Consider the following 25,902-nt stretch of genomic DNA (forward strand, 5'->3'; position numbering starts at 1 on the left):
CGCATGCTGCTGGCCGAGGTCGCGCGCGTGTCCCGGGAGGTCGCCGAGACCTCCGCCCGGTCCCGGAAGACCGAACTGCTCGCCGGGGTCTTCGCCGCCGCGCCCCCGCGGGAGGCCGCGCTCGTGGTCTCGTACCTCGCCGGACGGCTCCCGCAAGGGCGTCCGGGGATCGGCTGGCGTGCGCTGGCCCGCGAGACGGAGCCCGCCGCCGAGCCCACCTTGACCGTGTCCGCCGTGGACGCCGAGGTGACGCGGCTCGCCGCCGTCGCCGGGACCGGTGCGCAGGCTGAGCGCCTCCGGATCCTGGACGGCCTGCTCGGCGCCGCCACCGAGCCGGAACAGCGGTTCCTGCGCAGCCTGCTCTCCGGCGAGGTCCGCCAGGGCGCACTGGACGCCGTGGCCCTGGAGGGCGTGGCCGCCGCGGCCGGAGTGCCGGCCGCCGAGCTGCGGCGGGCCGCGATGCTCGACGGCTCCCTGCCCCGGGTGGCGGCGGCGGTCCTGGCCGACGGGGCGGCGGCCCTGCGCGGGGTGACCCTGCGCGTGGGGCACCCCGTACAGCCGATGCTGGCGAACACCGCCAAGTCGGTGGCCGAGGCGCTGGCCGCGCTCGGGCCGTGCGCGGTGGAGGAGAAGCTCGACGGGATCCGGGTGCAGGTCCACCGCGAGGGGGACGAGGTACGGGTGTACACGCGTTCCCTCGACGAGATCACCGACCGGTTGCCGGAGGTGGCCGAGCTGGCCCGGTCGCTGCCGGGCGAGCGGTTCATCCTGGACGGGGAGGTCATCGGGCGGCCGGGGGCCGATGGTCGGCCGGTGCCGTTCCAGGAGGTGGCGAGCCGGGTCGGCTCGCGGGTCGACGTCGAGGCCGCCCGGCGGACCCTTCCGGTCGACGCCTTCTTCTTCGACGTCCTGGCGGCGGGTGCGGACGTACTCCTCGACCTGCCGGTGCGCGAGCGCTACGAGGTCCTGGCCGCCCTGGTGCCCGAGGGGTCCCGGGTGCGCCGCCTCGTGGTCGAGGATCCGGCGGTGGGGCTCGCCGACGCGGAGGAGTTCGGGGCCGAAACCCTGCGCCGGGGTCATGAGGGGGTGATGGTCAAGGCCCTCGACTCCGCCTACGCGGCCGGCCGCCGCGGCAAACACTGGCTCAAGGTGAAACCGGTGCACACCCTGGACCTCGTGGTGCTCGCCGTCGAACGGGGCCACGGCCGCCGCACCGGGCTCCTGTCCAACCTGCACCTGGGTGCACGGGCGGCCGACGGCAGCTACGCCATGCTCGGCAAGACCTTCAAAGGACTCACCGACGAGATGCTGCGCTGGCAGACGGAGCGGCTCGGCGAGCTCGCCGTCGAGGACGACGGCTTCACCGTCCGGGTCCGTCCCGAACTGGTCGTGGAGATCGCCTACGACGGTCTGCAGCGCTCCCCGCGCTACCCGGCCGGGGTGGCCCTGCGCTTCGCCCGGGTCCTGCGGCACCGTCCCGACAAGCGCGCGCAGGACGCGGACACGGTGGAGACGGTGCTCGGTGATTTGCCTCAGAGGCAACGCGGATTGCCAGAGGGGTAAGAATCTGACTCAATCGGGGCATGACAACCGGTCCTGCCCCCGGCCCCGAAGACGCGGCCGACCTCGCCGACGACACCGGCGCGAGCGCCGCCGTCGACGGCCCCGAGCTGCCCACCGTGGCCCCACAGCTGCGCGAACTCCGCCGCCGCGCCGGACTCACCCTGGAGGCCGCCGCCGCGCGGGCCCGGCTCTCGCCCGCCCACCTGTCACGACTGGAGACCGGCCGGCGCCAGCCCTCGCTGCCGCTGCTGCTCGGTCTCGCCCGCACCTACGGTACGACGGTCTCGGAGCTGCTGGGGGAGACCCCGGCCGTGGCCGATCCCATCGTACGGGCCGGCGGCCCCGGCGCCCGCGAGGCCGACGGCTGGACGTACTGGCAGGCCGGCGGCTCCGGCCGCGGGATGCAGGCGCTGCGCGTGCACGTGCCCCACGGGCGCAGCCAGGGCGAGCTGGTCCGCGTACATCCCGGGGAGGAGTGGCTGTACGTGCTGAAGGGGCGGCTGCGGCTGCACCTCGGGGAGAGCGAGCACCTGCTGGAGCCGGGGGACAGCGCGCACTTCGACTCGCTCACCGCGCACCGGATCGGCGCGGCCTCGTCCGCCGGAGCCGATCTGCTGTTCGTCCACACCCTGCTGCAGAGCAGCCTCGCCGGTCTGTGCCTGGGAGGAACCACCTCCACCAGCACCACGCGCCACCAGTAGTCGACCCGACAGCCGAAGGAGCCGTACCCGTGCCCGTGCCCGTGTCCGAGACAGAACAGCAGCCCAATGCGGAGCAGACGCCGACCGTGATGCGGCGCATCGAGTCGAAGTTCCCGCGCGGTCTGGTCATCCGGCTCGTTGCCTACTTGTTCGTAGGCCATCTCTTCGCCTTCTTCGTCTACTTGCTCTTCGTCCTGGGCGCCCAACGCCAGTGAGGACGGGTGCGAAGTTTCCGTTCGCGGCTCTAGGAACCTGCAAGTCTTGAAGTTACCCTCCGCGCATGATTTCCACGGTTGTCTGGGGTACCGGCAACGTCGGCCGTTTGGCCATCCGTGCCGTAGAGGCCCATCCGGCGCTGAAACTGGCCGCCGTCATCGTCCACAATCCCGAGAAGGTCGGCCGGGACGCCGGTGAACTCGGCGAACTCGACTACGAGGTCGGTGTCGCGGCCACCGACGACATCGAGGCGGTGCTCGCCGCCCGCCCGCAGGCCGTCTTCTACGCGGCGTCGGGCGACATCCGCCCCGATGACGCCCTCGACGACATCGCCCGGGCGATCCGCTCCGGGGCCGTCGTCGTCAGCCCCGCCCTCTATCCGCTCTACGACTACCGCAACGCACCGCCGGAGTTCCTCGATCCGGTGACCGCCGCGGTCGCGGAGGGCGGCGGCTCGCTCTTCGCCTCCGGCGTCGACCCCGGCTGGGGCAACGACGTGCTCCCGCTCCTGCTCAGCGGACTCGGCACCCGGGTCGACGTCATCCGCTGCCAGGAGATATTCGACTACTCCACCTACGACCAGCCGGACTCGGTCCGCCTCCTCGTCGGCATGGGCCAGCCCATGGACTTCGAACCGATGATGCTGATGCCGTCCATCCCGACCATGGTGTGGGGCGGTCAGATACGGATGATGGCCCGCGCCCTGGGCGTCGAACTCGACGACATCCGCGAGACGGTGGACCGCCGCGCCCTCGACACCACCGTCACCACACGGACGATGGGCGAATTCGAGGCCGGCACGCAGGGCGCCATCCGCTTCGAAGTGCAGGGCATCGTCGAGGGCGAACCCCGCATCGTCATCGAGCACGTCACCCGCATCCACGCCTCCTGCGCGCCCGACTGGCCGTCCCCGCCCGACGGTGGGGACGGAGCCCACCGGGTCGTCATCGAGGGCCGTCCGCACATCGAGGTCACCATCGAGGCCACGGACGAGGGCGAGAACCGTTCCGCGGGCGGCAACGCCACCGCCGTCGGCCGTCTCGTCGGCGCCATCGACTGGCTGGTGGAGGCCGAACCGGGGCTCTACGACGCCCTCGACATCCCGCTGCGCCCCGCCATCGGCAAACTCGGAAGGAAACACCCATGAGGATCGACGTACCCGAAGGCCAGCACCCCATCGAGTACGTATGGGGCGACCTGGTACCCGGCATCGGGATGGCCGCGGCCAACTTCTCGCTGTCGGTGTACGCCCACACCACCCTGGGGCTGCGCGAGTTCGAGGCGGCCCGGCTGCGCGTGGCGCAGATCAACGGGTGCATCTTCTGCCTGGACTGGCGCACGGACCGGGACGGGGAGAAGGTCGAGGACGAGTTCCCCGAGGCCGTCACCGAGTGGCGCACGACCGACCGCTTCGACGAGCGCACCCGGCTGGCGGCGGAGTACGCCGAGCGGTACTGCCTCGACCACCACGGCCTGGACGAGGAGTTCTGGGAGCGGATGACGGCGCTCTACAGCCAGGTCGAGATCGTGGAACTGACGATGAGCATCGGGTCCTGGCTGGCCTTCGGCCGGCTCAACCACGTGCTCGGCCTCGACAGCGTGTGCATCCTGCCGGGCCACTGAACCGCGGAGCGGGAACGCGGGGCACACGGGTCCGGGGCCGTCGGTGAATCCGACGGCCCCGGGCCTTCGCGCTGCTTGCCGCGACCTGGTGGGCCCTTGCGGGCCCGGCGCTACAGGTCGGTGGCGATGATCTTCTCGATGTTGCGCTCGGCGAGCGCGGTGATGGTGACGAACGGGTTGACGCTGGTGTTGCCCGGGATGAGCGCGCCGTCGATGACGTACAGGCCGGTGTATCCGTGCAGGCGGCCGTAGTTGTCGGTGGCCTTGTTCAGGATCGCGCCGCCGAGGGGGTGGTAGGTGAGGTGGTCGCCCCAGATCTTGTTGGTGCCGAAGAGGTCGGTCCGGTAGATCGTCCCCTCCTTCGAGTTGATCTTGTCGAAGATGGTCTTGGCCATGTCGATGGACGGCTGCTTCCAGGCCGTCTGCCAGTTCAGCTTGACCGCGCCCGAGGCCGCGTCGTAGCTGAACTCCGCGCGGTTCGGGTTCTTCGTGATCGACAGGTAGAAGGACGCGTAGGTCTCGATGCCGGTCGGCAGCGGGGCCACCTCGGCGAAGGCGCCGCCCGCGTCCCAGTTGTCGATGCCGCCGCAGGGGATCGACGCCTGGACCTTGCCGGTCGGGTCCCACATGTGGTTGGCCCGGCCGACCATGACGTTTCCGTTGTCGCCCCAGCCCTTGCCGATCTCCGAGTTCAGGTTGGGCAGCGCGCCCGTGGCCTTCAGCCGGACGAGCAGCTTGCTGGTGCCGACGCTGCCGGCCGCGAAGAACACCTTGTCCGCGACGACGGTCTTGGTGCCGATGGTGTCGCCGCTGGTGTTGATCTGGTCGATGACGACCGTGTACCCGCCGCCGGAGGCCTGGGAGACCGAAGTCACCCTGTGCAGGGGCGAGATGGTGACCTTGCCGGTGGCCTTGGCCTGGGCGATGTAGGTCTTCTGGAGGGACTTCTTGCCGTAGTTGTTGCCGTAGAGGATCTCACCGGCCACCGCGGACTTGGTGACGGTCCCGGCCGCCTCCTGCTTCATGTAGTCCCAGTCGTATACGTCCGGGACGAAGACGAAGGGGAAGCCGGAGCGCTGGGCGTGCTTGCGGCCGACCCGGGCGAACTGGTAGCAGTCGACGGTGTCGAACCAGGCCGGGTCGATCAGGCCGACGCCGAGGCCCGCGTTGGCGCGCGGGTAGTAGGTGCTGTACATCTCCTCCGCGTCCACGGAGGGGAGGATGGCGCCGAAGTTCGCGCGCTTGGGCGTGACCGCCATACCGCCGTTGACCAGCGAGCCGCCGCCGACGCCGCGGCCCTGGTAGACGATGATGCCGCCCATTTCCTCGGCGTCCAGGATGCCGGTGTAGCGCGGGATGTCCTTGTCGATGGGGAAGCCCAGGAAGTTGCTCAGGGGCTGCTTGGTCTTGGTGCGCAGCCAGTAGGAGCGCTGGTCCGGGCTGGTGGTGCTGCAGAAGATCTTGCCGTCCGAGCCCGGGGTGTCCCAGGCCATGCCCATCTCGATCATGTGGACGTCCACGCCGGCCTCGGCGAGCCGCAGGGCGGCGACGGAGCCGCCGTACCCGGTGCCGATCACCAGGGCCGGTACGTGGGCGCCGTTGTCGATGGGGCCGGCGGCGGTCGCGTCGGCCGTGGCGGCCTGTGCCGGGGACGAGATGATCGGACCAGCAAGGGCCATGGCCCCCAGAATGGAACCTGTTCTACCCAGAAACCCGCGACGCGAGACGCCGTTGGTGTTGGTTTTGTGCAGGCTTTTGTCGCTCATGTGAGCTTCCTCACTCTAGGCTGAATGAGAACGAGTTCTACTGCCGAGTGCTTGTGAAGTCACTAGATACGCCTAGGTATCTTTCGCCGATCATGGTCGCGGAGGGCGCCGGTCCGTGGTCCGGGATCCGGCGCCGAAGGTCCCATCGGACGCTGGGAACGACCACTGGCTGTGGAGGGGTGGTGGTCTCGCAGTGACGGGAGCGCGGGGGAGGGGGACGGGCCGGCGGCGTGCGCGCGGCTCGAATCCGGCACGTCAGAAGTCGAACGCGTTACGGGGCGGCGTCCCCCGCCGGGTGGCCGGGAATCCCGGGCCACGCAGCCACTCCGTCATGGCTGTGTCCCCTGCGCCCGGCGGCCGAAAAGCGGCAAACCGCAGCGTGCGGCCGTGATCGGGCCCGAAATCTTTTTACCTTCGCCAAGTGGGCCTGTTCGCCGTCCGGGCCGGTGTTACAGGCCCGGTGTCCCCCGGTCCGGGCCCCCGTGTACACAAGGAGAACCCACGGTCCCGGGTCCGGGCGAGGATCAGGGTGGAGGCCGCCGCCGCGAAGGCGCACCAGGTGGAGGCGAATTCCAGCCTCCAGAGCGCGGAGCAGACGAGCGCCCCCGCGGCGAGGAGCGCACCGAGACGGCGCAGCCCGCGGTCGCCGGAGATCAGCAGGGAGCCGAGGGTGGCGAACAGATAGCCCGCAAGAACCAGCGGCATCCATGGAACATTCACGCAGTAACCGAGGATGTGGCCGCGGATCTCGGCGCTCACCGGGCGCGTCGCCAGACAGTACGAGAGGTACGCGCCGGTGGCGAGGCCGACGCCGGCGGGCCACCACAGCCGGGGCCGGAACGCCGGCGGGGCGGCGAGCAGTACCCCGAAGGAGACCCACACCGGCAGCAGCGGAAGGGCGATCACCGCCCACGCCGTGGTGGCCGGGCCGCAGCCGCCGCCGGATCTCCAGACGGCGGCTTCGATCAGCTGGTGTGCGCCCAGGATCAGCGGAAGCGCGGCGACGGGCAGGTCCCTGGCCCTTCGCGTGCGCACCAGGCAGGCGATCCCGACGGCGGTGATGGCCGTACCCGCTGTCAGATCGGCCGTCGCGCTCCAGCACATGGCGACCTCCCGCTCCCACGGTAGGGCGGACCGGCGCCGTCTGCCACGCCACAGATCACTGGAAAAATTCGACAAGACAGAGAAGGTTCCTGCACAACCCTTGCTGTGTTCGTGCGCGGGGTTCTACTGTCCCCGCCATGTCCCCAAGAAGAGCCGCCGCCGCGCTGGCGGCGATCACCGTGTCCACGCTCGGCCTCGGCGCCCTGGGCGCCGGCGCGGCCGCCGCGGGTCCCACCGCCCCGCCCACGGCCCCCGCGACCGCCGTCACCCGGGCCGCCCTCGATCCCGCACTGGTCGAGGGCCGCGGCGCCCGCGTGTCCTTCGCCGAGCAGGAAGCGGAGAACGCGGCCACCTCCGGCACGCTCATCGGCCCCGACCGCACCGCCTACTCCCTTCCCGCGGAGGCCTCCGGCCGCAAGGCCGTGAAACTGGCCCCGGGCGAGTACGTGGAGTTCACCCTGCCCGCGGCCGCCGACGCGATCACCGTCCGCTACAGCCTCCCCGACGCCCCGGCCGGCGGCGGCACCACGGCCCCGCTCGACGTCACCGTCAACGGCAAGAACCGCCGCTCCATGACGCTGACCTCGCAGTACTCCTGGCTCTACAACCAGTACCCCTTCAGCAACGACCCGCAGGCCGACCTCCTGCACCCCGACTGGTGGATCACCGAGTGCGGCTGCGTCCCCGCGGCCACCACCCCGGCCCCGGTCGTCACCAAGCCGTTCCGGCCCACCCACATGTACGACGAGCAGCGGCTGCTCCTCGGCCGCACCCACCGGGCGGGCGACAGGATCCGGCTCACCGTCCCGGCCGGGAGCACCGCAGCCTGGACCGTGATCGACCTGCTCGACTCCGAGCTCGTCGGCGCCCCCCACATCGAGACGGCCGCCGCCAACGCCCTGCTCTTCGGGGCGGACCCGACCGGCCGCCGCGATTCCGCGGACGCCCTCGACCGGGCCATCGCCTTCGCCAGGCGCCACCGGCTCCCGGTCTACCTGCCGCCCGGCACCTACCAGGTCAACCGCCACATCATCGTGGACGACGTCACGGTCACCGGCGCCGGCAGCTGGTACACCACCGTCAAGGGCAAGGGCGTCGGCTTCTACGGCAAGGAGGCCACGCAGGGCGCCCTGGCCGGCGGCAGCCGGGGAGTCCACCTCTCCCGCTTCGCCATCGAAGGAGACGTCCGCGAGCGCGTGGACACCGACCAGGTCAACGGCGTGGGCGGAGCCATGAGCGACTCCACCATCGACTCCCTCTACATCCACCACACCAAGGTGGGGCTCTGGTTCGACGGCCCGATGAGCAACGTGAAGGTCACCCGCAACGTCATCACCGACCAGATCGCCGACGGCCTCAACTTCCACACCGGCGTCACCGACTCCCTCGTCCAGGACAACGTCGTCCGCAACACCGGCGACGACGGCCTCGCGCTCTGGTCCGAGAAGACGGCCGACGCCCGCAACACCTTCGACCACAACACCGTGCAGAGCCCGACCCTGGCCAACGGCATCGCCGTCTACGGCGGCGCCGACACCACCGTCACCGCCAACCTCGTCGCCGACCCGGTCCGGGAGGGCAGCGCCCTGCACATCGGCTCCCGGTTCGGCGCCGAACCCTTCACCGGAGCCCTGCGGATCGCCGGCAACACCACCGCGCGCGCGGGCACGTACGAACTGAACTGGAAGATCGGGCTCGGCTCCATCTGGTTCTACGCCCTGGACCGCAGCATCGACCAGGCCGACATCCAGGTCACCGACAACTCCTTCCTCGACTCCACCTACAACGCCGTCATGCTGGTCAGCGACTGGCCGGTGAAGGACAAGGTGCGCATCGAGAACGTCCACTTCAAGGACATCAAGGTCGACGGCACCGGCACCTCCGTCCTCAGCGCGCGGGCGGCCGGTTCGGCGACCTTCGAGAACGTCGACGCCCGGGGCGTCGGGGCCGTCGGGGTCAACAACTGCGGCTCCTTCAACTTCCCCGCCACCGGATCGGAGTTCACCCTCGTGGACCGGGGCGGCAACGACGGCGGCGGCACCACGGGCCCCTGGCTGGCCGGCTGGGAACTGCCCAACACCATCACCTGCGACGACCGCCCGCCGGTCGTGGCCCCGCCCGCGCCCGGCCCCTGGTAGCAGGGGGCGGGCCGCCCGGATCACCGCTTCGCCGCTCCCGGGGGTTCGAGCGGCGGAGCGGTCACCGCGCAGTTGGTACGGCACTGCGGGTGGCAGCTCCCGGGCGCGGGGGAGCGCACGGTCGTCCACGCCACCACGGATCCGAGCACCAGCACCCCCGCGCACCAGGGCATCGCCCGCCCGAACGCCGCGTCGAAGGCACCGGCCGAGAGGTACGCGTCCGGGCCCATCCCGGCCAGCAGCGGCAGCGCCGCCACCGCGAGCAGCCCGGCGGCGCGCGCCGCGGCGTTGTTGATCCCGCTGGCCAGCCCCGCCCGGCCGGGGTCCACCGAGGACAGGACCGTGGCCGTCAGCGGAGCCACCAGGGTCACCATGCCCATGCCCATCACGAGCAGCGCCGGCAGCACGTCCCGTACGTACGAGGCCTCCTCGCCCACCCGCAGCATCAGCAGCATCCCCGCCGCGCACAGCAGCGGCCCCACGGTCAGGGGGATCCGCGGGCCGATCCGCTCGCCGAGCTCCGCCGACCGGGCCGACAGCAGCAGCATCAGGGCGGTGGTCGGCAGCAGGGCGGCCCCGGAGGCGAGGGCGGAGTAGCCGGACACCACCTGGAGCTGGAGCACGACGAGGAAGAAGAACCCGCCGAAGGCCGCGTACACGCACAGCGTGACCAGGTTGACGGCGGTGAACCGGCGCGAGGCGAAGATCCCCGGCGGCACCATCGGATCGGCCCGCCGCCGCTCGACCACGACGAAGGCGGCGCCCAGCAGGACTCCGCCGACCCCCGCCGCCACCACGAGGGCGGTGCCCGACCGGGCCTCGATGAGGGCGTAGGTGATCAGCGCCAGCGAGGCCGCGCCGAGGACGGCGCCCGCCACGTCGAACCGCCCGTGCGCCTCGTGATCCCGGGACTCCGGTACGTGTCTCAGCGCCACCGGGACGCACAGCGCGGCCAACGGCACGTTCAGCAGGAACACCCAGCGCCAGCCCGGCCCGTCGACCAGCCAGCCGCCCAGGAACGGTCCCACGGCCGCGCCCACCCCGCCGAGCCCCGACCACAGCCCCACCGCGCGGGCCCGGTCGTCGGCGTGGATCGAGGACTGGATCAGGGCGAGGGAACCTGGAGTCAGCAGTGCGCCGCCGACGCCCTGCAGGGCGCGGGCCCCGATCAGCACCCCGGCGTTCGGCGCGATGCCGCACAGCAGCGAACCCACCGCGAACCACACCACCCCGAGCACGAAGATCCGGCGCCGCCCGAAGCGGTCGCCGAGCGCCCCGCCGACCAGGATCAGCCCGGCGAGGGTCAGCAGGTACGCGTTGACCGTCCACTGCAGCACCGCCAGATCGGCGCCGAGGTCCCGCCCGATGCTGGGCAGGGCGACATTGACCACGGTCGAGTCGAGCAGCGCCATGGCGGACCCGAGGACGGTGGTCAGCACGATCCACCGGCCCTGCGCGGAGCGGAGCCGGATGCCGGGTGGCTGTTGCGCGACAGGGTCGGTCATCCCCCCAGGCTGGCCGGTCCGCCCCCGGATGGCCAGCCGGCCGCGGCTGGATCTGAAAGAGACAGCGGGCCCGCCGGTCAGCGGAGGAACTCCAGGTCCCGGGGTTCCATGGCCGAGCGGGGCCGGGCGGCGCGCAGCACCACGTCCAGCGCGCGGCCGGGGTCGCAGTCGTAGGTACCGCTCGCCCACGCGGCGTTGGCCTCGATCACCGACCAGCCGCCGCCGTCGGCGAAGCCCACGTCGACCACGATCGCCGACGGCAGGGTGGAGAACGGCAGACCCGCGGCGAAGGCGAGGGCATCGGCCGACACGGGCCCCAGGCTGAGGCGGCCGTCCTCGGCGTAGCGGCTCGCGGTGCGGACCGCCCCGTCGAGCAGGAAGAGCCGGTACTCGGCGGTGAACCGCACCACGTCGCTGACCAGGACTTCCGTCCGCGGATCCACCGCATCCGGCCCCGGCAGCCGGGAGCCGTCCGCGTAGACGAGCGCCGGGATCTCCTTGTCGTTCGGGGACTTCACGAAGACCGGTCGGCGCAGCCCGTACGCCTCGCGCAGCGTCATCAACCGGATCTCCCGGCCGGTGAGCTGCCGCGGCAGCCGCGCCAGCCAGTCGGACGGCGCCTCCAGGAGGCCGATCTCGAGCCCGGCGGCCACCGCGTCGGCGAAGCGCGGACCGGCGTGCAGGTGCGCGGCCCGCAGCCCTTCGGGCACGGCGAAGGTGTCCAGACGTACGGTGGCCAGCCCGCGCGCGTGCGCAGCGTCCCGGAGCCGGGCGGCCGACGCGGTGAGGCGGGGCGGGAGGAGCAGGGTCATGCGGTGATCTTGAGGGAGGGCCCGGCCCGGCGTCATCCGGATTTCGGAGCCGGGCGGCGCGGGGGCGGGTGGGGGACGGTGGGGGCATTCGGGTGGCGGCGGTGACCGGACCGGGGGACGCGCCGGGGGCGGGCCGCCGGACGCCGTACCGTACGGACCATGACGCTGCAGAGCGACCGGGCCGGGCAGAGCGGGCAGAGCGAGTGCGCGGAGCGGGTCGAGGCCCTCGTACGGGAGGCCGACCCCGGGGCCGCCTGGGCGTTCGGCGGGCCGGAGGGCCCGAGCGCGGCGGGCGGAGCGGCCACCGGCGCCTTCGACGCCGACGGACTCGACGCCGACAAACCCGATGCCCGCGGACTCGATGCCCGCGGACTCGATGCCCGCGGACTCGATGCCCGCGGGCTCGATGTCGGCGGGCTGGCGGCCGTGCTGGCCGTCTGGCCCGTCATCGGGATCCTCGTGGGGGAAGGGGAGCTGAGCCTGCACACCCCGCTCACCGCGTACGAGGCGGGCGACGGCCTGCCCGCCGGAACCACCGCACACCAGCTGCTCACCCACGTCGGCCACGTCCCCCACGGCTCCGCCCGGGCTGCCGTGCCCGCCCTGCCCGCCCTCGTCCGGCTGGCCGAGCGGCTCTGCGGCAGGCCGCTCGCCGACTTCGCCGCCGACCGGATCTGGGGCCCGCTCGGCATGGCCCGGACCCGCTTCGCCGCAGACGGCACCCTGCGCGCCCCCGTCGCCGACCTCGCCCGGTTCCTGAGCCACCTCCTGGCCCCCGCGGAAGGCTCCGCGGAGGCCTCCGCCGCGGGGCCCGTCAGCCGGGCCTGGACCGACGAGTCGCTGCGCATCCGCACCGGCGAGCTCACCCCCGCCCGCGGCCTCCTCTGGCACCCGGCCCCGCACGGTGCCTGGTCCCACGGTGACGGCCCCGCCCTGTGGGTCTCCCCGCGCCGCCAGCGCTGGGCGGCCCTGCTCCCCACCACCCCGTCGGCCCCGCTCCGTACCGCCTTCCGCGACGCGCTCTTCGGGCCAACTCCCCCTCGCTGACGCTTCGTTGTATCCTCGGGGTCCGATGAAGAAGACCCGTCAGAAGGACCGCGAACCGCCCGGTCCCGGGAGTCCCTGGGACGAGATCGCCCCCGGTCTCTGGATGGGCGGCCACTTCTGGACCGACCCGGCCGGGGAGCTGTGGCCGGTCGTCGTCGGAGCGGAGTTCGACCTGGTCATCAGCCTCTTCACCCACCCGGGCCACGGTCCCGGTCCCGGCGTGGAACATCTGGTCGGCGACATGCCCGACGCCCCACTCACGAGCGCGCAGCTCCGTACGGTCCAGCGGCTCGTCCGGGCCGCCTGCGCCGCCCTCGACGCCGGACGGACGATCCTGGTCCGCTGCCATTCCGGTTACAACCGGTCCGGCCTCGTCGTCGCCCAGTGCCTCGTCGAGCGCGGCCTCGTACCGGCCCCCGCCGAGGCCATCGACCTCGTCCGCCGCAAGCGCTCCCCGTGGGCCCTGCACAACGAGACCTTCACCGAGTACCTCACCGCCGGGCTGGACGCCGCCGCGCTGCTCGTGGACCCCGACCCCCTCCCGTAGCTCCTCGAAGCGCGGACCCCGGGTGATCGACGTACGGTGAGCGCGAGATCACCGACCGTCGAATCCCGGCTGCGCGGAGGTACACGGATGCGTACGGCCCAGCAGACCGCCCTCGATGTGCCCGCGGGACCGGCCCGCGCCACCCCGGCTCCGGCCACGGCCGCGGCGGCCCGCGTATGACGGCCGGCGCGGGTCGTACCGGCCGGTCCGGGCGGGCCGGGAGCGTCCGGTTCGCCGCCGCCCACACCCTGCCGGTGCTCGTACGGGGCTTCGTGAGCGCCCGCCCCCGCACCGGACGGGGGCACGCCGCACCCGCCCGGCCGCGCTGGTCCGCGGCGACCCTGCGGGCCCTGCGCGCGCGGCACGGCGGGGCGCCCGTACTCCTACGCGGGCTGACCGGCACCGTCCTGCTCATCTTGGATCCGCAGGACGTACGGCAGTTCTACGCCGAACCCGTCGACACCCTCGCCCTGGCCTCCGCCCCCGGAGCCCCGGACGGCTGCGCCCACGCCGGGCTGCGCGCGCAGCGGCGGGCGGTCAACGACGCCGTCCTCGCCGCCGGGCTCTCCGTGCACCCCTCGTGCGGGCCGTTCCTGTCGGTCCTCGCCGAGGAGGCCCGGCGGCTGACGGCCGGCGGCTCCCTCGAACTCGCCCGCGCCCGGCATGTCGTGGCCCGCGCCGCCCGCCGCATCGTCCTCGGCGACGCGGCCGCCGAAGACGTGGAACTCACCCGCCGCCTCGGACGTTTCCACGACAAGACGGGTGCGCGCATCGCCGCGTACGCGGCCGACGCCGAACCGCACACCCTCGTCGGGCGGGCCCGCCGCCACGCCGACCCGACGGGAAGCTTCGACCCGGTCGGGCAGGCCCGGCACTGGCTGTCGGCCTTCGACCTGGTGCCCGGCCTGATGCTGCGCACCCTGCTGCTCCTCGGCGCGCACCCCGCCGAGCAGACCGCGGCGGCCGCCGAGGCGCGGGAAGCGGGCGCGGCCAAGGGCGCCCTGCCCCGGCTGCGGGCCTGCGTCCGCGAAGCGCTGCGCCTGTACCCGGCCGTCCCCGACCTGATACGGATCACCCGCGCCGAGACCGAGTGGCGGGGCGTGCGCCATCCCGCCGGGACCTGCGTGCTGCTCCCCGCCCTGTTCCACCAGCGCGATCCCGAACGCGTACCCGCCGCCCACGTCTTCGTACCGGGCCGGTGGGCTTCGCCCGAGGCGGCGCGGGACATCCGGATGGCCCCCTTCAGCCACGCCGAGGGCCGCTGTCCCGGTGAGCAACTGGGCCTGCTGGTCACGGCCGCGCTCTGCGCCGAGGTGCTCCGCGGCCACCGGGTCCACCCCGTCCGCCCCGCGCTCGACCCGCTCGGTCCGCTGCCCGCCGCGCTGGAACCGCAGGGGATCCGGCTCCGCCTCACCCGGCGCTGAAACCCCGCTCCACAGAACAGAACCCGTCCGTCCCGCCCGCCCAGCCGTCCCGCCCGCCCCATCCATCCGACCACACGAGGGATCCATGTCCGACGCCGCGACCTCCGCGACCTCCGAGTCGGCCGACCCGGACCCAGACCCGGACGCCGACCAGCTGGGCGCCCTGTGCCGGGAGTTGTGCGAAGCCGCCGACGCCGTCGGCGAAGCCGCCCGCTACGCCTCCGGACTGGCCCTCGGCTCCCGGCTGCCGATCACCGCCCTGACCTCGGGCAGCCGCCGCCGGGCCGCCTGGCGTACGCTGCTGCGCGCCCTCACCGACCCGGCCGGACTCGGCTGGGCCCCCCGGGGCCGGGGCGTGGCCCGGGCGGGCTGGCTCGCCGGGGTCTTCACCGGCCGCGAGAGCCTGGCGATCAGCCTCGCGGTGTGCGGGCTCAAGGGCCGGATCCGGGCCGCGCACACCCGTAACCCGGCACTGGCGGCCGACCCGGACGCGGCCGTGGTCCTGCGGGCCGTGGAGGAGGACCGGCAGGCCGATGCCGTCCGGGAGTTCCGCGAACTGGTGCGCCGGCAAGGCGCCGGACCGGCCTTCGCCCTGCTCAACCCTTCCTTCGCCGACATCCTCGCCTGGAACGCGCTGACCGACGGCAACCCCTTCAACGACCATGCGGGCTGGCAGATCGCCACCGGCAGGGCCGTGACCGCCGAACCGCTCCTCGGGCTCGGCGCCGCCCTGCGGGCCTTCTTCGAGCCGGGCCCCGCCTGCCCCGGACCGGAGACCGGCTTCCTCGCGGACCTGGACACCACCGGCACCCCGGCCGGATACCTGCGCAACGCGGAGGGTCTGGGCGCCACCGCCGGGGGAGCGGTCCTGCTCCAGCAGGTCGTCGGAGCGGACGGGGGCGAGCGCTACGTGGTCCAACTGGCCGGCCCCGAGCCCGTCGAGTCCGACGCCGAGGGCTCCCCGGACGGCGGGTGCGCCGGCTGCGGCGGGCCCGACGGGGGCGAGGGGCACGCCGGGCGCGACGACGGTTACCTCCGCATGGTGGCCGGGACCGTACGCCGCCTCGTGCCCTCCGGATCCGAACTGGCCCTCCTCGGCTGCGGCCCGGGCGCCCGTGCGGCCGAACGGCTCGCCACGAGCCGGGAGTTCACCACCGTCTACCCGGCCGCCCGGCTGTGCACGGGCCCCGGATCCCCGGCCGGCCTGGCCGTCTTCGAGGGCTGGGTCACCGGCAGTCATCTCGTCGGACTGCCGGGGCGGCCCGACGTCTACGTTCCCGGGAGGCCGAGTTGAGGAAGATTTCCGGACCCGCACCGGCCGAAGGCCTGCGCGCCCACTCGACCACGCTGCGTTCGCACGCCGAGCGGCTGCGCCGGGCCGCGGGAGACCTGCACTGGCAGGGCCCGCGGGCCGACGCCCTGCGCGCCGAGGTCGAGGGCCTGGCCGAGCGCTGCGCCACGGCGGCAGGCGGCTTCGACCTGGCCGCGGCCCAACTGGCGGGCTGTGAACGCGCCTAGGTCGTCTCTTTTGCAAGAGACGGCCTGGACGGCTAGAGGAACAGCGACAGCAGCAGGACGAAGCCCAGCGCGACCACCGAGATGATGGTCTCCATCACCGACCAGGTCTTGAGGGTCTGGCCGACCGTCATGCCGAAGTACTCCTTGACGAGCCAGAATCCGGCGTCGTTGACGTGGCTGAAGAACAGCGATCCGGCCCCGATGGCGAGGACCAGCAGGGCGGTCTGGGTCGTCGGCATGCCCGCCGCGAGCGGGGCCACCAGGCCGGCCGCCGAGATGGTGGCGACCGTGGCCGAGCCCGTGGCGAGCCGGATGGCCACGGCGATGAGCCAGCCGAGCAGCAGGGTCGGGATCGCCCAGTTCTGCGACAAGTCCATGATCATTTGGCCGACGCCCACGTCGATCAGGGTCTGCTTGAAGCCGCCGCCCGCACCCACGATCAGCAGGATCCCCGCGATCGGGGCCAGGGACTTCTCCACCGTCACGGAGAGCCGCGCCCTGGTGAAACCGGCGGCCCGGCCGAGGGTGAACATGCCCACCAGCACGGCAGAGAGCAGGGCGATCAGGGGGGAACCGGCCACGTCGGTGACCCGCTGCACCGCGTTGGCCGGGTCGTTCACCACGATGTCGACCAGGGCCTTGACCAGCATCAGCACCACCGGCAGCAGCACGGTGAAGACCGTCGCCCCGAACCGCGGGCGGTGCTCCAGGTCGGCCGAGGGCCGCTGCGGGACCATGTGCTCGGGCGCCGGGATGTCCACCCACCGGGCCGCGTACCGGGCGAACACCGGTCCCGCGATCACGACGGTCGGTATGGCGACCAGCACGCCGAGGGCGAGCGTGATGCCGAGGTTGGCGTGGAGCGCGTCGATGGCGACCAGCGGGCCGGGGTGCGGCGGGATCAGCCCGTGCATCACGGACAGGCCGGCGAGTGCCGGAATCCCGATCCGCATCAGCGAGTAGTTGCCCCGCTTGGCCACCAGTAGGACCACCGGGATCAGCAGCACGATGCCGACCTCGAAGAAGAGCGGGAGCCCGATCACCGAGGCGATGAGCACCATCGCCCACGGCATGGCCCGGCCCTTGGCGCGGGCCAGGATGGTGTCCACGATCTCGTCCGCGCCGCCCGAGTCGGCGAGCAGTTTGCCGAGGATCGCGCCGAGGGCGATCAGTACGCCGACGCCCGCGACGGTGGAGCCGAGCCCGGCCGTGAAGCTGGTGATGGTCTTCGCCAGGGGGGCGCCCGCGAACATGCCGAGGGCGAGCGAGCCGAGCGTCAGTGCCAGGAAGGCATGCAGCTTGAGGCGCGTGATGAGCAGGACGATGACGGCGATGCCCGCGATGACGGCGATGCCCAGCTGCGTGTTGCCGGCCGAGGTGATCGGTTCGGTGGCGGCCGCTGCCAGAGTCTCGACGCTGAGACTGGTCACGGTGGCGGTTCCTTAGGTGTCGGTCGTAGAACTGGTCGGTCAGGGAACTGGGAGAGGGGGACTGCCGGCTACGCGGTCGGGACGGGGAGGTCGCGCAGGGCGGCCAGTGCCCGTTCGGTGATCTCCTCGGGGGTTCCGGACACGTCGACGAGGACGCCGGGCTCGTCCGCCTGGAGCGGCTCCAGCGTGGCGAACTGCGAATCGAGCAGCGTGGTGGGCATGAAGTGCCCCTTGCGCGCTGCCATCCGCTCCTCGATCAGGGTCCGTTCGCCGGTGAGGTGGACGAACACGGTGCCCGGGGCAGTGGCGCGCAGCCGGTCCCGGTAGACGCGCTTGAGGGCGGAGGCGGAGATGACCCCGCCGCTGTAGCCGGCCCGGTTGCGCATCCAGTCGCCGATGGCGTCCAGCCAGGGCCACCGGTCCCGGTCGTCCAGGGGGGTGCCGGCCGACATCTTGGCGACGTTGGCGGCCGGGTGGAAGGCGTCGCCCTCCGCGTACGGGAGGGCGAGCGAGTCCGCGAGCAGTCGGCCCACGGTGCTCTTGCCCGTACCCGCCACGCCCATCACCACAATGACGCGCTTCACCGCGCACCTCGTTTCGCTGTCCTCGTCGACATCGGCCCGTACGGCGCCTGGCACCACTGAAGCCCATTACGTAGTACTTATTCAAGAGGTGCTCGGTAAAACATCACATCTTTTGTTCGCCAGGGCGTCACCGTACGCTTACGCCATGACCACAGAAGGCCCGGGAGACCAGGCAGGCCAGGCAGACCGGGGCGGCCCAGGCGGACAGAGCAGCCAGGGCGGCCAGGGGCTCCACTCCCACGTCCTGGACACCCTCGGCCTCGCGATCACGGCGGGGGAGCACCCGCCCGGCAGCGTCCTGCGCACCGACGAGATCGCCGAGCGCTTCGATGCCTCCCGCACCGTGGTCCGCGAAGTCGTCCGGGTCCTGGAGTCGATGCACCTGGTCGAGTCCCGCCGCCGGGTCGGGGTCACCGTCCGCCCCACCGAGGAGTGGAACGTCTACGACCCGCGGGTCATCCGCTGGCGGCTCGCCGGCACGGACCGCCCCCGCCAGCTGCGCTCCCTCACCGTGCTGCGCTCCGCCATCGAGCCGGTCGCGGCCGGGCTCGCGGCCGCCCGGGCCACCCCGGAGCAGTGCGCCGAACTCACCGAGGCGGCCCTCGGCATGGTCCGCACCTCGCGGGGCCACCAGCTCGACGGCTACCTCCGCCACGACATCGCCTTCCACCGGATCGTGCTCAACGCCTCCGGCAACGAGATGTTCGCGCGGCTCGGCGACGTGGTCGCCGAGGTCCTGACCGGCCGCACCCAGCACGCGGTGATGTTCCACGACCCCGACCCGGCCGCCGTCACCCTGCACGTACGGGTGGCCGAAGCGGTACGGGAAGGGGACGCGGCCCGCGCCGAGGCGCTGACCCGGCAGATCGCGGTGGGCGCGCTGGAGGAGCTGGACGTACTCGCCCCGTAGCCCGTCCGAAGCCGCCCCGCAGCCAGGCGGGAGTCGGTCCTCGGCCGGTCGGGAGTCGACCCGAAGCCGCCCCGCAGCCGGTCCGAAGCCGGCCCCCGGCCCGGCCCCCGGTGGCCGCGCGTGGCCCCGTACGGGCTGCCGTTCGGCGTACCGGCACCGCGTGTCGTTGGACCAACTCGTTGACGCTGCGGCGACATTAGCGTTTTTGATCTTCGTATGACCCTTGCCCGGGAGATGCTCCCCCTCGCTTCGGCCGGAGCATTCGACCATTCCGTTCGGCGAAGGGGTACTCGCATGTCTTCCACAGCAAGAACCGGACGAAGGGCCCGGCTGGCCGGTGGCCTCGTGCTGCCGGTGGCCGTGGTACTGGGCGGATTCGCGGTTCCGGCATCGGCCTCCGAAGGCGGTCCGGCAGAAGCCGCGGGCGTCGCCGCGGTGGCGGCGCCCGCGCCGGAAGCCGGGGCTGCCGCAAGCGCCCCCGACGGGGACCGGGCCGCGCCCGGCACCTGTGACCGGACCGGCGCCGAGGCGGTACCCGCGAACGGTCACTCCTGCCCCGGACCCACGGGACCCGCCGGACCCCACGGGCCCAGGGGCCCGCAGGGGAAGCAGGGCCCGGCCGGGCCGCCGGGCGCCAAGGGCGAGAAGGGGGAAAGGGGCGAGAAGGGGGAGACCAGCACCCCCGGAATCAAGGGCGATGCCGGACCCAAGGGGGACACCGGTCCGCCGGGCCTCAAGGGGGAGCCGGGCGAGCAGGGCCCCGCCGGGCTCAAGGGGGAGATCGGGGCCCTCGGCCGCAAGGGCGACCCCGGACCCAAGGGCGACCTCGGCCGCCCCGGTGACCCCGGGTCCGCCGGACCTCAGGGGCAGCAGGGCCCCGCGGGCCCGGCCGGTCCCCCGGGAGCCCAGGGACTTCCCGGACTCCCCGGCCCCGCGGGCCCCCAGGGCTTCGCAGGACCTCCCGGCCTCCAGGGCGCGCCCGGCCCCACCGGCACCGCCGGAACACTCGGCCCGCTCGGCCCCGTGGGACCGCAGGGGGTGCCGGGCCCGATGGGTCCGTGCTCCTCGGTGGACAGCCAGATGCCCAACAACTCCGAGGAGTTCGCGCTCGTCCTCAAGGAAGGCAAGACCTACCTCGGCCGCCGCACCCGCGACATGGTGGGCAACTGGGGCGATTTCAGCTGGACCGACCTCACCGTGGCACCCGTCACCGGCTACCCGTCCGGCGTCTGCGCCGTGGCCCTGGCCATCCAGGGCAACGACGTGAAGATCAAGGCACTCACCAAGACGGGCACGCTTTACCACACCCACTGCGTCAGCAACGGCCGCGCCGTCATCTGCGACGCGGCCTGGTCGCCCGTGATCCCGCAGCCCGGAGAGGTGCCGGTGGCGCGGCCGACGCCCTGAACCGCGCGCCGGCGCTCTGATCCGCGCCCCGGCGCCCGCACCACGGCATCCGCCCCGTACGCCACACTGGGCGGGTGCTGGGACATGGCGACGGGTACGAAGGCGGCGGGAACACCTCCTTCGTGGGGCGGGCCGGCGAACTGGCCGCGCTCGACAGGGCCTTGCGGGGCGAGTGGCGGGGCGAGTGGCGGGGCGAGCGGCAGGGTGGGCGGACCGGTGACCGGCTGATCACCCTGACCGGGCCGGGCGGTGTGGGCAAGAGCCGCCTGGCCCGGCGGGCCGCGGACCGGGCGCGGGCCGCGGGTACCGCGGGCCCGTTCCCCGACGGGGTGCACTGGGCCGACCTCTCCCCGCTGCCCGACGCGCGCCTGCTCGTGGCCACCGTGGCCGACGCCCTCGACCTCGCCGACCACACCGCGCGCAGCCTGGCCACGGCGGTGCGGGAATGGATCGGCGAGCGCAGGCTGCTCCTCGTACTGGACTGCTGCGAGCACCTGGTGGGCGATCTACGGGGCCTCGTACCGGAGCTGCTCGACGCGGCCCCGCACCTCGTGCTGCTGCTCACCGCCCGGCAGAGACTCGGGTTGGAGCGTGAACACGTCCTGGACATCGGCCCGTTGACGCACGCCGCCGACCCGTACGGCAACGAGGAAGCCCTCGCGCTGTTCACCGCCCGGGCCGCCGCGACCGCCCCCCGGCACGCGCCCCCGTGGACCGAAGCACGCCTCGGGTCCGCCCGGTCGATCTGCGCCCGCCTCGAAGGGATCCCCCTCGCGCTGGAACTGGCCGCCGCGCAGCTGACGGACCACACCATCGAGGAACTGGCCGAGCGCCTCGCCCGCAGGATCGGGCCGCTGTCCACCGCCGTCCCCGTCCAGCCGCCCCGCCACCGCGCGCTGCGCACCGCCATCGGCTGGAGCCACGAGTGGTGCGAACCGCGCGAACGGCTGCTGTGGCTGCGGCTGTCCGTCTTCGGCGGCACCTTCGACGAATCGGCCGCGCGCGCCGTGTGCTCCGCCCCGCCCCTCACCGAGGCGCTCGTCGCGCCGCTGCTCGCGGCGCTCGTGGCGAAGTCCGTCGTACGCCGGGGCTCGGACGGCTCGTACCGGATGCTGGACACGATCCGGGAGTACGGGGCCATGTGGCGCGACGAGGCCGGCGAACGGGACGCGCTGCGGGCCGCGCACGCCGCGTACTTCACCGACCTCGTGCGCGCCGCCGAGCGGGACTGGCTCGGCCCCGCCCAGCAGGAGGGGTACCGGAGGGTCGCCGCGGTCCACGGAGACCTGTGCGCGGCCCTCGACCACTACCTGGACACCGCCCCCGCACGCGCTCTGGACCTGGCCGCCCGGGCCGGTTTCTACTGGGCCTGCTGCGGCCACCTGCACGCCGCCCGCAGCTACCTGGAACGGGCCCTGGCCGCCGCGCGGCCCGAAGAGGTGTCCCCGCTGATCAGGGTCCGCGCCCTGTGGGCCCTCGGAGTGACGCTGCTGCTCCAAGGGGAACAGGACCAGGCGCACCGGCTGGCCGTGGGCTGCGAGGCGCTGGCCGCCGGGCTCGAGGGGGAGTACGGATCGCCGGGACCGTCCGGGCCCGCACTGGACGCCGCGTACCTGCTCGGCCTGAGCCACCTGCTGGCCGGGCGGCCGCTGGCTGCGCGGATCGTCTCCGACAATGCCCTGGAGGCCTTCCCCGGCACCCCCTTCGACTCGGCGCCCCGGATCCGCTGCCACCTCGTACGGGTCTTCGCGCTGACCGGCATGGGCCTGTTCACCGACGCCCGGGAGGAGGCGGAACTGCTGCGCTCCGGCTGCGCCGAGCGCGGCGAGCACTGGACCCGGGCCTACGCCGACTACCAGCTCGCCCTGATCTGCCTGTTCGAGAGCCGCCCCGCCGAGTCCGCCGTCCACGCCCGCGCCATGCTGGAGAGCAAGCGGGAGCTCGGCGACAGCTTCGGGACCGCGCTCGGCCTCGACGTGCTCGCGGCCGCCCGGGCGGCGGCCGGCGACGGGGCCGGCGCGGCGCGCGCGTACGGCACCGGCCACGCCTACTGGCAGGCGGTGGGCCACCCGCAGCGCGGAACGCCCGAGCTGGCCTCCGTACGCGAGGAGTTCGAGCGCACCGCGCGCGGCGCCCTCGGCGACCAGGCCTACGAGGCGGCCTTCATGGAGGGCGTCCGGCACGGCCACACCCTGCGCACGCGGGCGCGGCCCTACGACGGCTGAGCGCGCCGCCGGTCAGGCTTGGTCGGGGAAGCCCGCGAAGTAGCCGGCGGCCATGTCCTCGTCGCCGTGGCCCAGGGCGTCGGCGCGGTGGAAACGGGCCCGCGCGGCGACCGCCAGGTCGACGGAGATCCCGGCCGCCTCGGCGGCTTCGGCGATCAGGCCGGTGTCCTTCTCGGCGCCCCGGACCGTGAAGGACGGGGCGAAGTCCCGCTCCAGCACGGCCCGCATCTTGGCCTGGAGGTAGGGGTTGTCCATCGGCCCGCCCGTCACGGCCTGCGCGAACAGCTCCGTGTCCACCCCGAGCCCCTCCGCCAGCGCCAGGGCCTCGCCGACCGCGGCCGTCACGGTGATCGCGTACCCGACGGTGGCCAGCTTCAGCCGGGTCGCCGCCCCCGGCTCGTCCCCGGCCCGCAGCACCTTCCCCCCGACGGCGGCGAAGACCGGGTCCAGGCGGGGGTCGGCCGGTCCGGCCACCAGGACCACCAGGGTCCCGGCCTCGGCGGGCTGGCGGGTGCCCTGCACCGGGGCGTCCACGAAGACCAGCCCGTGCTCCTGTGCGAAGACGGCCAGTTCCTCGAGCGCGGCCACGCCGACCGTACCCATCTGCGCCCACACCTGACCGGCGCTCAGGCCCTCCACGGCCGCGGCCATGGCCCGCGCCACGGCCGCGCCGTCGGCCAGCATGGTGAGCACCACATCGGCCCCGGCCACCGCCTCGGCCGGTCCGTCGGCCACGACCGCGCCGTCGGCGGTGAGCGCGACCGCCTTCTCCCGGGTCCGGTTCCACACCCGGACCTCGAAACCGGCCCGGAGCAGGTTGCGGGCCATGCCCGATCCCATGATTCCCGTACCCAGCAGCGCGACAGTGCTCACGGCGTCACTTCTCCTCTGACCATCCCTCAGGCGTCCTCGGGGGACAGTCTCCACGGGTACGCGGCCGATCACCGCACCCGAGGCCGTCCGGGGTGCGCTGAGGAGACGGCTCAGCCCTCCGAAACCGTGCGGGGAGTGGTCTGCTGGACCGCCCAGCCGTTGCCGTCGGGGTCGGAGAAGTAGACGAAGGAGCCCCAGGGCATGTCCTCGATCTCCGTGACCTCGATGCCCCGGCCCTTGAGGTCGGCGAAGGCCTCCTCGATGTCCGCGACCACGACCTGCATGTTGTCCAGCGAGCCCGGCTTCATCCGGGTCAGGCCCTTGCCGATGGCGATCGAGCAGGCCGAGCCCGGCGGGGTCAGCTGGACGAAGCGGATGTCCTCGCTGACCGTGATGTCGTGGTCGGCGTGGAAGCCGATGCGCTCGTAGAAGGCCTTGGCCCGGTCGATGTCGGTGACCGGGACGGCGACCAGTTCCAGCTTGATGTCCATCAAACGCTCCCCAGCTCAAGGATGAGTTCCCGTCGGACCATCATCCGCCGGAGGTGGTCGCCGCGCCGCCGGGAACGGTGTCGCCCGAAGGCGTGTCGGCCGCCGCGAACTGGGTGCGGTACAGCTCCTCGTAGCGCCCGCCGACCGCCAGCAGCTCGGTGTGGGTGCCGCGTTCCACGATCCGGCCGTCCTCCACCACCAGGATCAGGTCGGCGGCCTGCACGGTCGACAGCCGGTGCGCGATCACCACGGCGGTCCGGCCGGCCAGGGCCTCGCCGAGGGCTTCTTGGACCGCGGCCTCCGAGGTGGAGTCCAGATGGGCGGTGGCCTCGTCCAGGATCACCACCCGCTGTCTGGCCAGCAGGAGCCGTGCGATGGTCAGCCGCTGGCGCTCACCGCCCGAGAGCCGGTAGCCGCGCTCGCCGACGACCGTGTCGAGCCCGTCCGGGAGCGAGGCCACCAGACCGTCCAGGCGGGAGCGGCGCAGGGCCTCCCAGATCTGCTCCTCCGTGGCGTCCGGGCGGGCGAGGCGCAGGTTGGCCCGTACCGACTCGTGGAAGAGGTGGCCGTCCTGCGTGACCATGCCCAGCGTCTCGCGGATCGAGTCGGCGGTGAGGTCCCGTACGTCGATGCCGCCGAGGCGGACCGAGCCGTGGTCGGTGTCGTACAGCCGGGGGAGCAGCTGCGCGATCGTGGACTTGCCCGCTCCGGAGGAGCCGACCAGAGCGATCATCTGACCGGGCTCCGCGCGGAAGGACACCTCGTGCAGTACGGGCGTACCGCCCCGCGAGTCGAGGGTGGCGACCTCCTCCAGCGAGGCGAGCGAGACCTTGTCGGGGGAGGGGTAACCGAAGGAGACCCGGTCGAACTCCACCGCCACGGGACCCTCCGGCACCCGCCGGGCGTCCGGCTTCTGGGCGATCAGCGGCTTCAGGTCGAGGATCTCGAAGACCCGGTCGAAGCTGACCATCGCGCTCATCACCTCCACCCGGGCCCCGGCGAGCGCGGTCAGCGGCGCGTACAGCCGGGTCAGGAGCAGGGCGAGCGCGACGACGGAACCCGCGTCCAGGGTGCCGCGCAGCGCGTAGTAGCCGCCCAGTCCGTAGACCAGGGCGAGGGCCAGCGCCGAGACCAGCGTCAGCGCGGTGATGAAGGCCGACTGGGCCATGGCCGTCCGGATCCCGATGTCGCGGACCCGGGCCGCCCGCGCCGCGAACTCCGCCGACTCTTCGGCCGGGCGGCCGAAGAGCTTGACGAGGGTGGCGCCCGGAGCCGAGAACCGCTCCGTCATCTGCGTGCCCATCGACGCGTTGAGCGCCGAGGCCTCCCGCTGCATCGAAGCCATCCGCGCCCCCATCCGGCGGGCCGGCAGCACGAACACCGGCAGGAGCACGAGGGCCAGCAGGGTGATCTGCCAGGAGATGCCCAGCATCACGGTCAGGGTCAGCAGCAGGGTCACGGTATTGGCGACCACCCCCGACAGGGTGTTGCTGAAGGCGCGCTGCGCGCCGATCACGTCATTGTTCAGCCGGCTCACCAGCGCACCCGTGCGGGTCCGGGTGAAGAACGCCACCGGCATCCGCTGCACGTGGTCGAAGACCGCGGTGCGCAGATCCAGGATCAGCCCCTCGCCCAGCGTGGCCGACAGGCGGCGGACGAGCAGCCCGAGGCCCGCCTCGGCGACGGCGATCAGCGCGATGAGGAGGGCGAGGCGGGTGACCGTACCGCCCTCGCGGCCGTCGACGATCGCGGTGACCACCCGGCTCGCCAGTACGGGGGTGGCCACCGCGAGCAGCGCGGTCACCACACTGAGCAGCAGGAACAGCGTCAGCCCGCGACGGTGCGGGCGGGCGAACCCGGCGACCCTGCGCAGGCCTTCTTTGGAGAGCGGGCGGCGGTCCTTCTGGGCGTTCATCGCGCTGTGCAGCGAGGTCCAAGCGGTGACTTCCATGTCCATGAACCGAACGTTAAGACCTAAACCAAACTTGAGGTCAAGGGATGGGGTGCAGCTCACTCCG

The 25,902-nt window shown here is 73.1% G+C and carries 23 protein-coding genes; 14 read left to right on the forward strand and 9 right to left on the reverse strand.

Translation table 11 applies throughout. The features are described 5' to 3' along the window. Positions 1–3: 3 nt before the first annotated feature. The 5 genes from OG490_RS33455 to OG490_RS33475 all read left to right on the forward strand — a co-directional run bounded on the left by OG490_RS33455 (position 4) and on the right by OG490_RS33475 (position 4,103). Positions 4–1,563: an ATP-dependent DNA ligase gene (locus OG490_RS33455; RefSeq protein WP_330300017.1), complete on the forward strand. Its 1,560-nt coding sequence runs from the start codon at positions 4–6 to the stop codon at positions 1,561–1,563. A gap of 20 nt (positions 1,564–1,583) precedes the next feature. Further along, positions 1,584–2,264, forward strand: coding sequence for a helix-turn-helix domain-containing protein (locus OG490_RS33460; protein WP_330300018.1), 681 nt, complete (start codon positions 1,584–1,586; stop codon positions 2,262–2,264). Positions 2,265–2,293: 29 nt separating this feature from the next. Further along, the gene (locus OG490_RS33465) at positions 2,294–2,479 is read left to right on the forward strand and encodes a DUF6126 family protein (protein WP_443065904.1); all 186 of its coding nucleotides are present in this window, start codon (positions 2,294–2,296) and stop codon (positions 2,477–2,479) included. A gap of 65 nt (positions 2,480–2,544) precedes the next feature. Beyond that, positions 2,545–3,627 (forward strand): NAD(P)H-dependent amine dehydrogenase family protein, encoded by a 1,083-nt coding sequence (locus OG490_RS33470; RefSeq protein ID WP_330300019.1) that lies wholly within the window; start codon positions 2,545–2,547, stop codon positions 3,625–3,627. Further along, positions 3,624–4,103, forward strand: a complete 480-nt coding sequence (locus OG490_RS33475; RefSeq protein ID WP_330300020.1) for a carboxymuconolactone decarboxylase family protein — start codon at positions 3,624–3,626, stop codon at positions 4,101–4,103. Before OG490_RS33470 ends, OG490_RS33475 begins: the two co-directional genes overlap by 4 nt. 110 nt (positions 4,104–4,213) lie before the next feature. Here OG490_RS33475 and OG490_RS33480 read toward each other — a convergent pair whose 3' ends face one another. Beyond that, positions 4,214–5,869, reverse strand: a complete 1,656-nt coding sequence (locus tag OG490_RS33480) for a GMC oxidoreductase (protein ID WP_330300021.1) — start codon at positions 5,867–5,869, stop codon at positions 4,214–4,216. 408 nt (positions 5,870–6,277) lie between these two features. Beyond that, entirely contained in the window at positions 6,278–6,973 is a 696-nt protein-coding gene (locus OG490_RS33485) for a DUF6629 family protein (protein ID WP_330300022.1), read from the reverse strand. Positions 6,974–7,110: 137 nt separating this feature from the next. On the opposite strand from OG490_RS33485, the gene OG490_RS33490 reads away from it, so the two are divergent. Beyond that, positions 7,111–9,111: a glycosyl hydrolase family 28-related protein gene (locus OG490_RS33490; RefSeq protein ID WP_330300023.1), complete on the forward strand. Its 2,001-nt coding sequence runs from the start codon at positions 7,111–7,113 to the stop codon at positions 9,109–9,111. Positions 9,112–9,131: 20 nt separating this feature from the next. On the opposite strand, the gene OG490_RS33495 is transcribed toward OG490_RS33490, so the two are convergent. Together OG490_RS33495 and OG490_RS33500 are read right to left on the reverse strand one after the other, a co-directional pair. Beyond that, positions 9,132–10,616, reverse strand: a complete 1,485-nt coding sequence (locus OG490_RS33495) for an MFS transporter (RefSeq protein ID WP_330300024.1) — start codon at positions 10,614–10,616, stop codon at positions 9,132–9,134. A gap of 77 nt (positions 10,617–10,693) precedes the next feature. Then, positions 10,694–11,428: an ATP-grasp domain-containing protein gene (locus tag OG490_RS33500; RefSeq protein WP_330300025.1), complete on the reverse strand. Its 735-nt coding sequence runs from the start codon at positions 11,426–11,428 to the stop codon at positions 10,694–10,696. Positions 11,429–11,587: 159 nt separating this feature from the next. Between OG490_RS33500 and OG490_RS33505 the strand changes: the two genes are divergently transcribed. From OG490_RS33505 to OG490_RS33525, 5 genes are all read left to right on the forward strand, one after another. After that, positions 11,588–12,475 carry a hypothetical protein gene (locus OG490_RS33505; RefSeq protein ID WP_330300026.1) on the forward strand — a complete coding sequence of 296 codons (888 nt, stop codon included), beginning with the start codon at positions 11,588–11,590 and terminating at the stop codon, positions 12,473–12,475. 25 nt (positions 12,476–12,500) lie between these two features. Then, the gene (locus OG490_RS33510; RefSeq protein WP_330300027.1) at positions 12,501–13,022 is read left to right on the forward strand and encodes a protein-tyrosine phosphatase family protein; all 522 of its coding nucleotides are present in this window, start codon (positions 12,501–12,503) and stop codon (positions 13,020–13,022) included. A gap of 176 nt (positions 13,023–13,198) precedes the next feature. Then, positions 13,199–14,446 carry a cytochrome P450 gene (locus tag OG490_RS33515; protein ID WP_330300028.1) on the forward strand — a complete coding sequence of 416 codons (1,248 nt, stop codon included), beginning with the start codon at positions 13,199–13,201 and terminating at the stop codon, positions 14,444–14,446. Between the two features lie 85 nt (positions 14,447–14,531). After that, the gene (locus OG490_RS33520) at positions 14,532–15,740 is read left to right on the forward strand and encodes a hypothetical protein (protein ID WP_330300029.1); all 1,209 of its coding nucleotides are present in this window, start codon (positions 14,532–14,534) and stop codon (positions 15,738–15,740) included. Beyond that, a complete protein-coding gene (locus tag OG490_RS33525; RefSeq protein ID WP_330300030.1) occupies positions 15,737–15,964 on the forward strand; it encodes a hypothetical protein in 228 nt (75 codons plus the stop codon). Before OG490_RS33520 ends, OG490_RS33525 begins: the two co-directional genes overlap by 4 nt. A gap of 32 nt (positions 15,965–15,996) precedes the next feature. On the opposite strand, the gene OG490_RS33530 is transcribed toward OG490_RS33525, so the two are convergent. Both OG490_RS33530 and OG490_RS33535 read right to left on the reverse strand, forming a co-directional pair. Then, positions 15,997–17,394 (reverse strand): GntT/GntP/DsdX family permease, encoded by a 1,398-nt coding sequence (locus OG490_RS33530; RefSeq protein ID WP_330300031.1) that lies wholly within the window; start codon positions 17,392–17,394, stop codon positions 15,997–15,999. A gap of 68 nt (positions 17,395–17,462) precedes the next feature. Further along, positions 17,463–17,957, reverse strand: a complete 495-nt coding sequence (locus tag OG490_RS33535; RefSeq protein ID WP_330301162.1) for a gluconokinase — start codon at positions 17,955–17,957, stop codon at positions 17,463–17,465. 166 nt (positions 17,958–18,123) lie between these two features. On the opposite strand from OG490_RS33535, the gene OG490_RS33540 reads away from it, so the two are divergent. From OG490_RS33540 to OG490_RS33550, 3 genes are all read left to right on the forward strand, one after another. Then, positions 18,124–18,888 carry a FadR/GntR family transcriptional regulator gene (locus OG490_RS33540; RefSeq protein ID WP_330300032.1) on the forward strand — a complete coding sequence of 255 codons (765 nt, stop codon included), beginning with the start codon at positions 18,124–18,126 and terminating at the stop codon, positions 18,886–18,888. 294 nt (positions 18,889–19,182) lie between these two features. Next, the gene (locus tag OG490_RS33545) at positions 19,183–20,295 is read left to right on the forward strand and encodes a hypothetical protein (RefSeq protein WP_330300033.1); all 1,113 of its coding nucleotides are present in this window, start codon (positions 19,183–19,185) and stop codon (positions 20,293–20,295) included. 74 nt (positions 20,296–20,369) lie between these two features. Continuing rightward, positions 20,370–22,520 (forward strand): ATP-binding protein, encoded by a 2,151-nt coding sequence (locus tag OG490_RS33550; protein WP_330300034.1) that lies wholly within the window; start codon positions 20,370–20,372, stop codon positions 22,518–22,520. Between the two features lie 12 nt (positions 22,521–22,532). Here OG490_RS33550 and OG490_RS33555 read toward each other — a convergent pair whose 3' ends face one another. The 3 genes from OG490_RS33555 to OG490_RS33565 all read right to left on the reverse strand — a co-directional run bounded on the left by OG490_RS33555 (position 22,533) and on the right by OG490_RS33565 (position 25,841). After that, positions 22,533–23,393, reverse strand: a complete 861-nt coding sequence (locus tag OG490_RS33555; protein WP_330300035.1) for an NAD(P)-dependent oxidoreductase — start codon at positions 23,391–23,393, stop codon at positions 22,533–22,535. A 110-nt stretch (positions 23,394–23,503) separates the two neighbouring features. Continuing rightward, the gene (locus OG490_RS33560) at positions 23,504–23,884 is read right to left on the reverse strand and encodes a VOC family protein (RefSeq protein WP_330300036.1); all 381 of its coding nucleotides are present in this window, start codon (positions 23,882–23,884) and stop codon (positions 23,504–23,506) included. 40 nt (positions 23,885–23,924) lie between these two features. After that, on the reverse strand, positions 23,925–25,841 hold the full coding sequence (locus OG490_RS33565; protein WP_330300037.1) for an ABC transporter ATP-binding protein: 1,917 nt from the start codon (positions 25,839–25,841) through the stop codon (positions 23,925–23,927). Positions 25,842–25,902 lie beyond the last annotated feature (61 nt).

It is taken from the genome of Streptomyces sp. NBC_00503, from assembly GCF_036346895.1.
Lineage (GTDB): Bacteria > Actinomycetota > Actinomycetes > Streptomycetales > Streptomycetaceae > Streptomyces.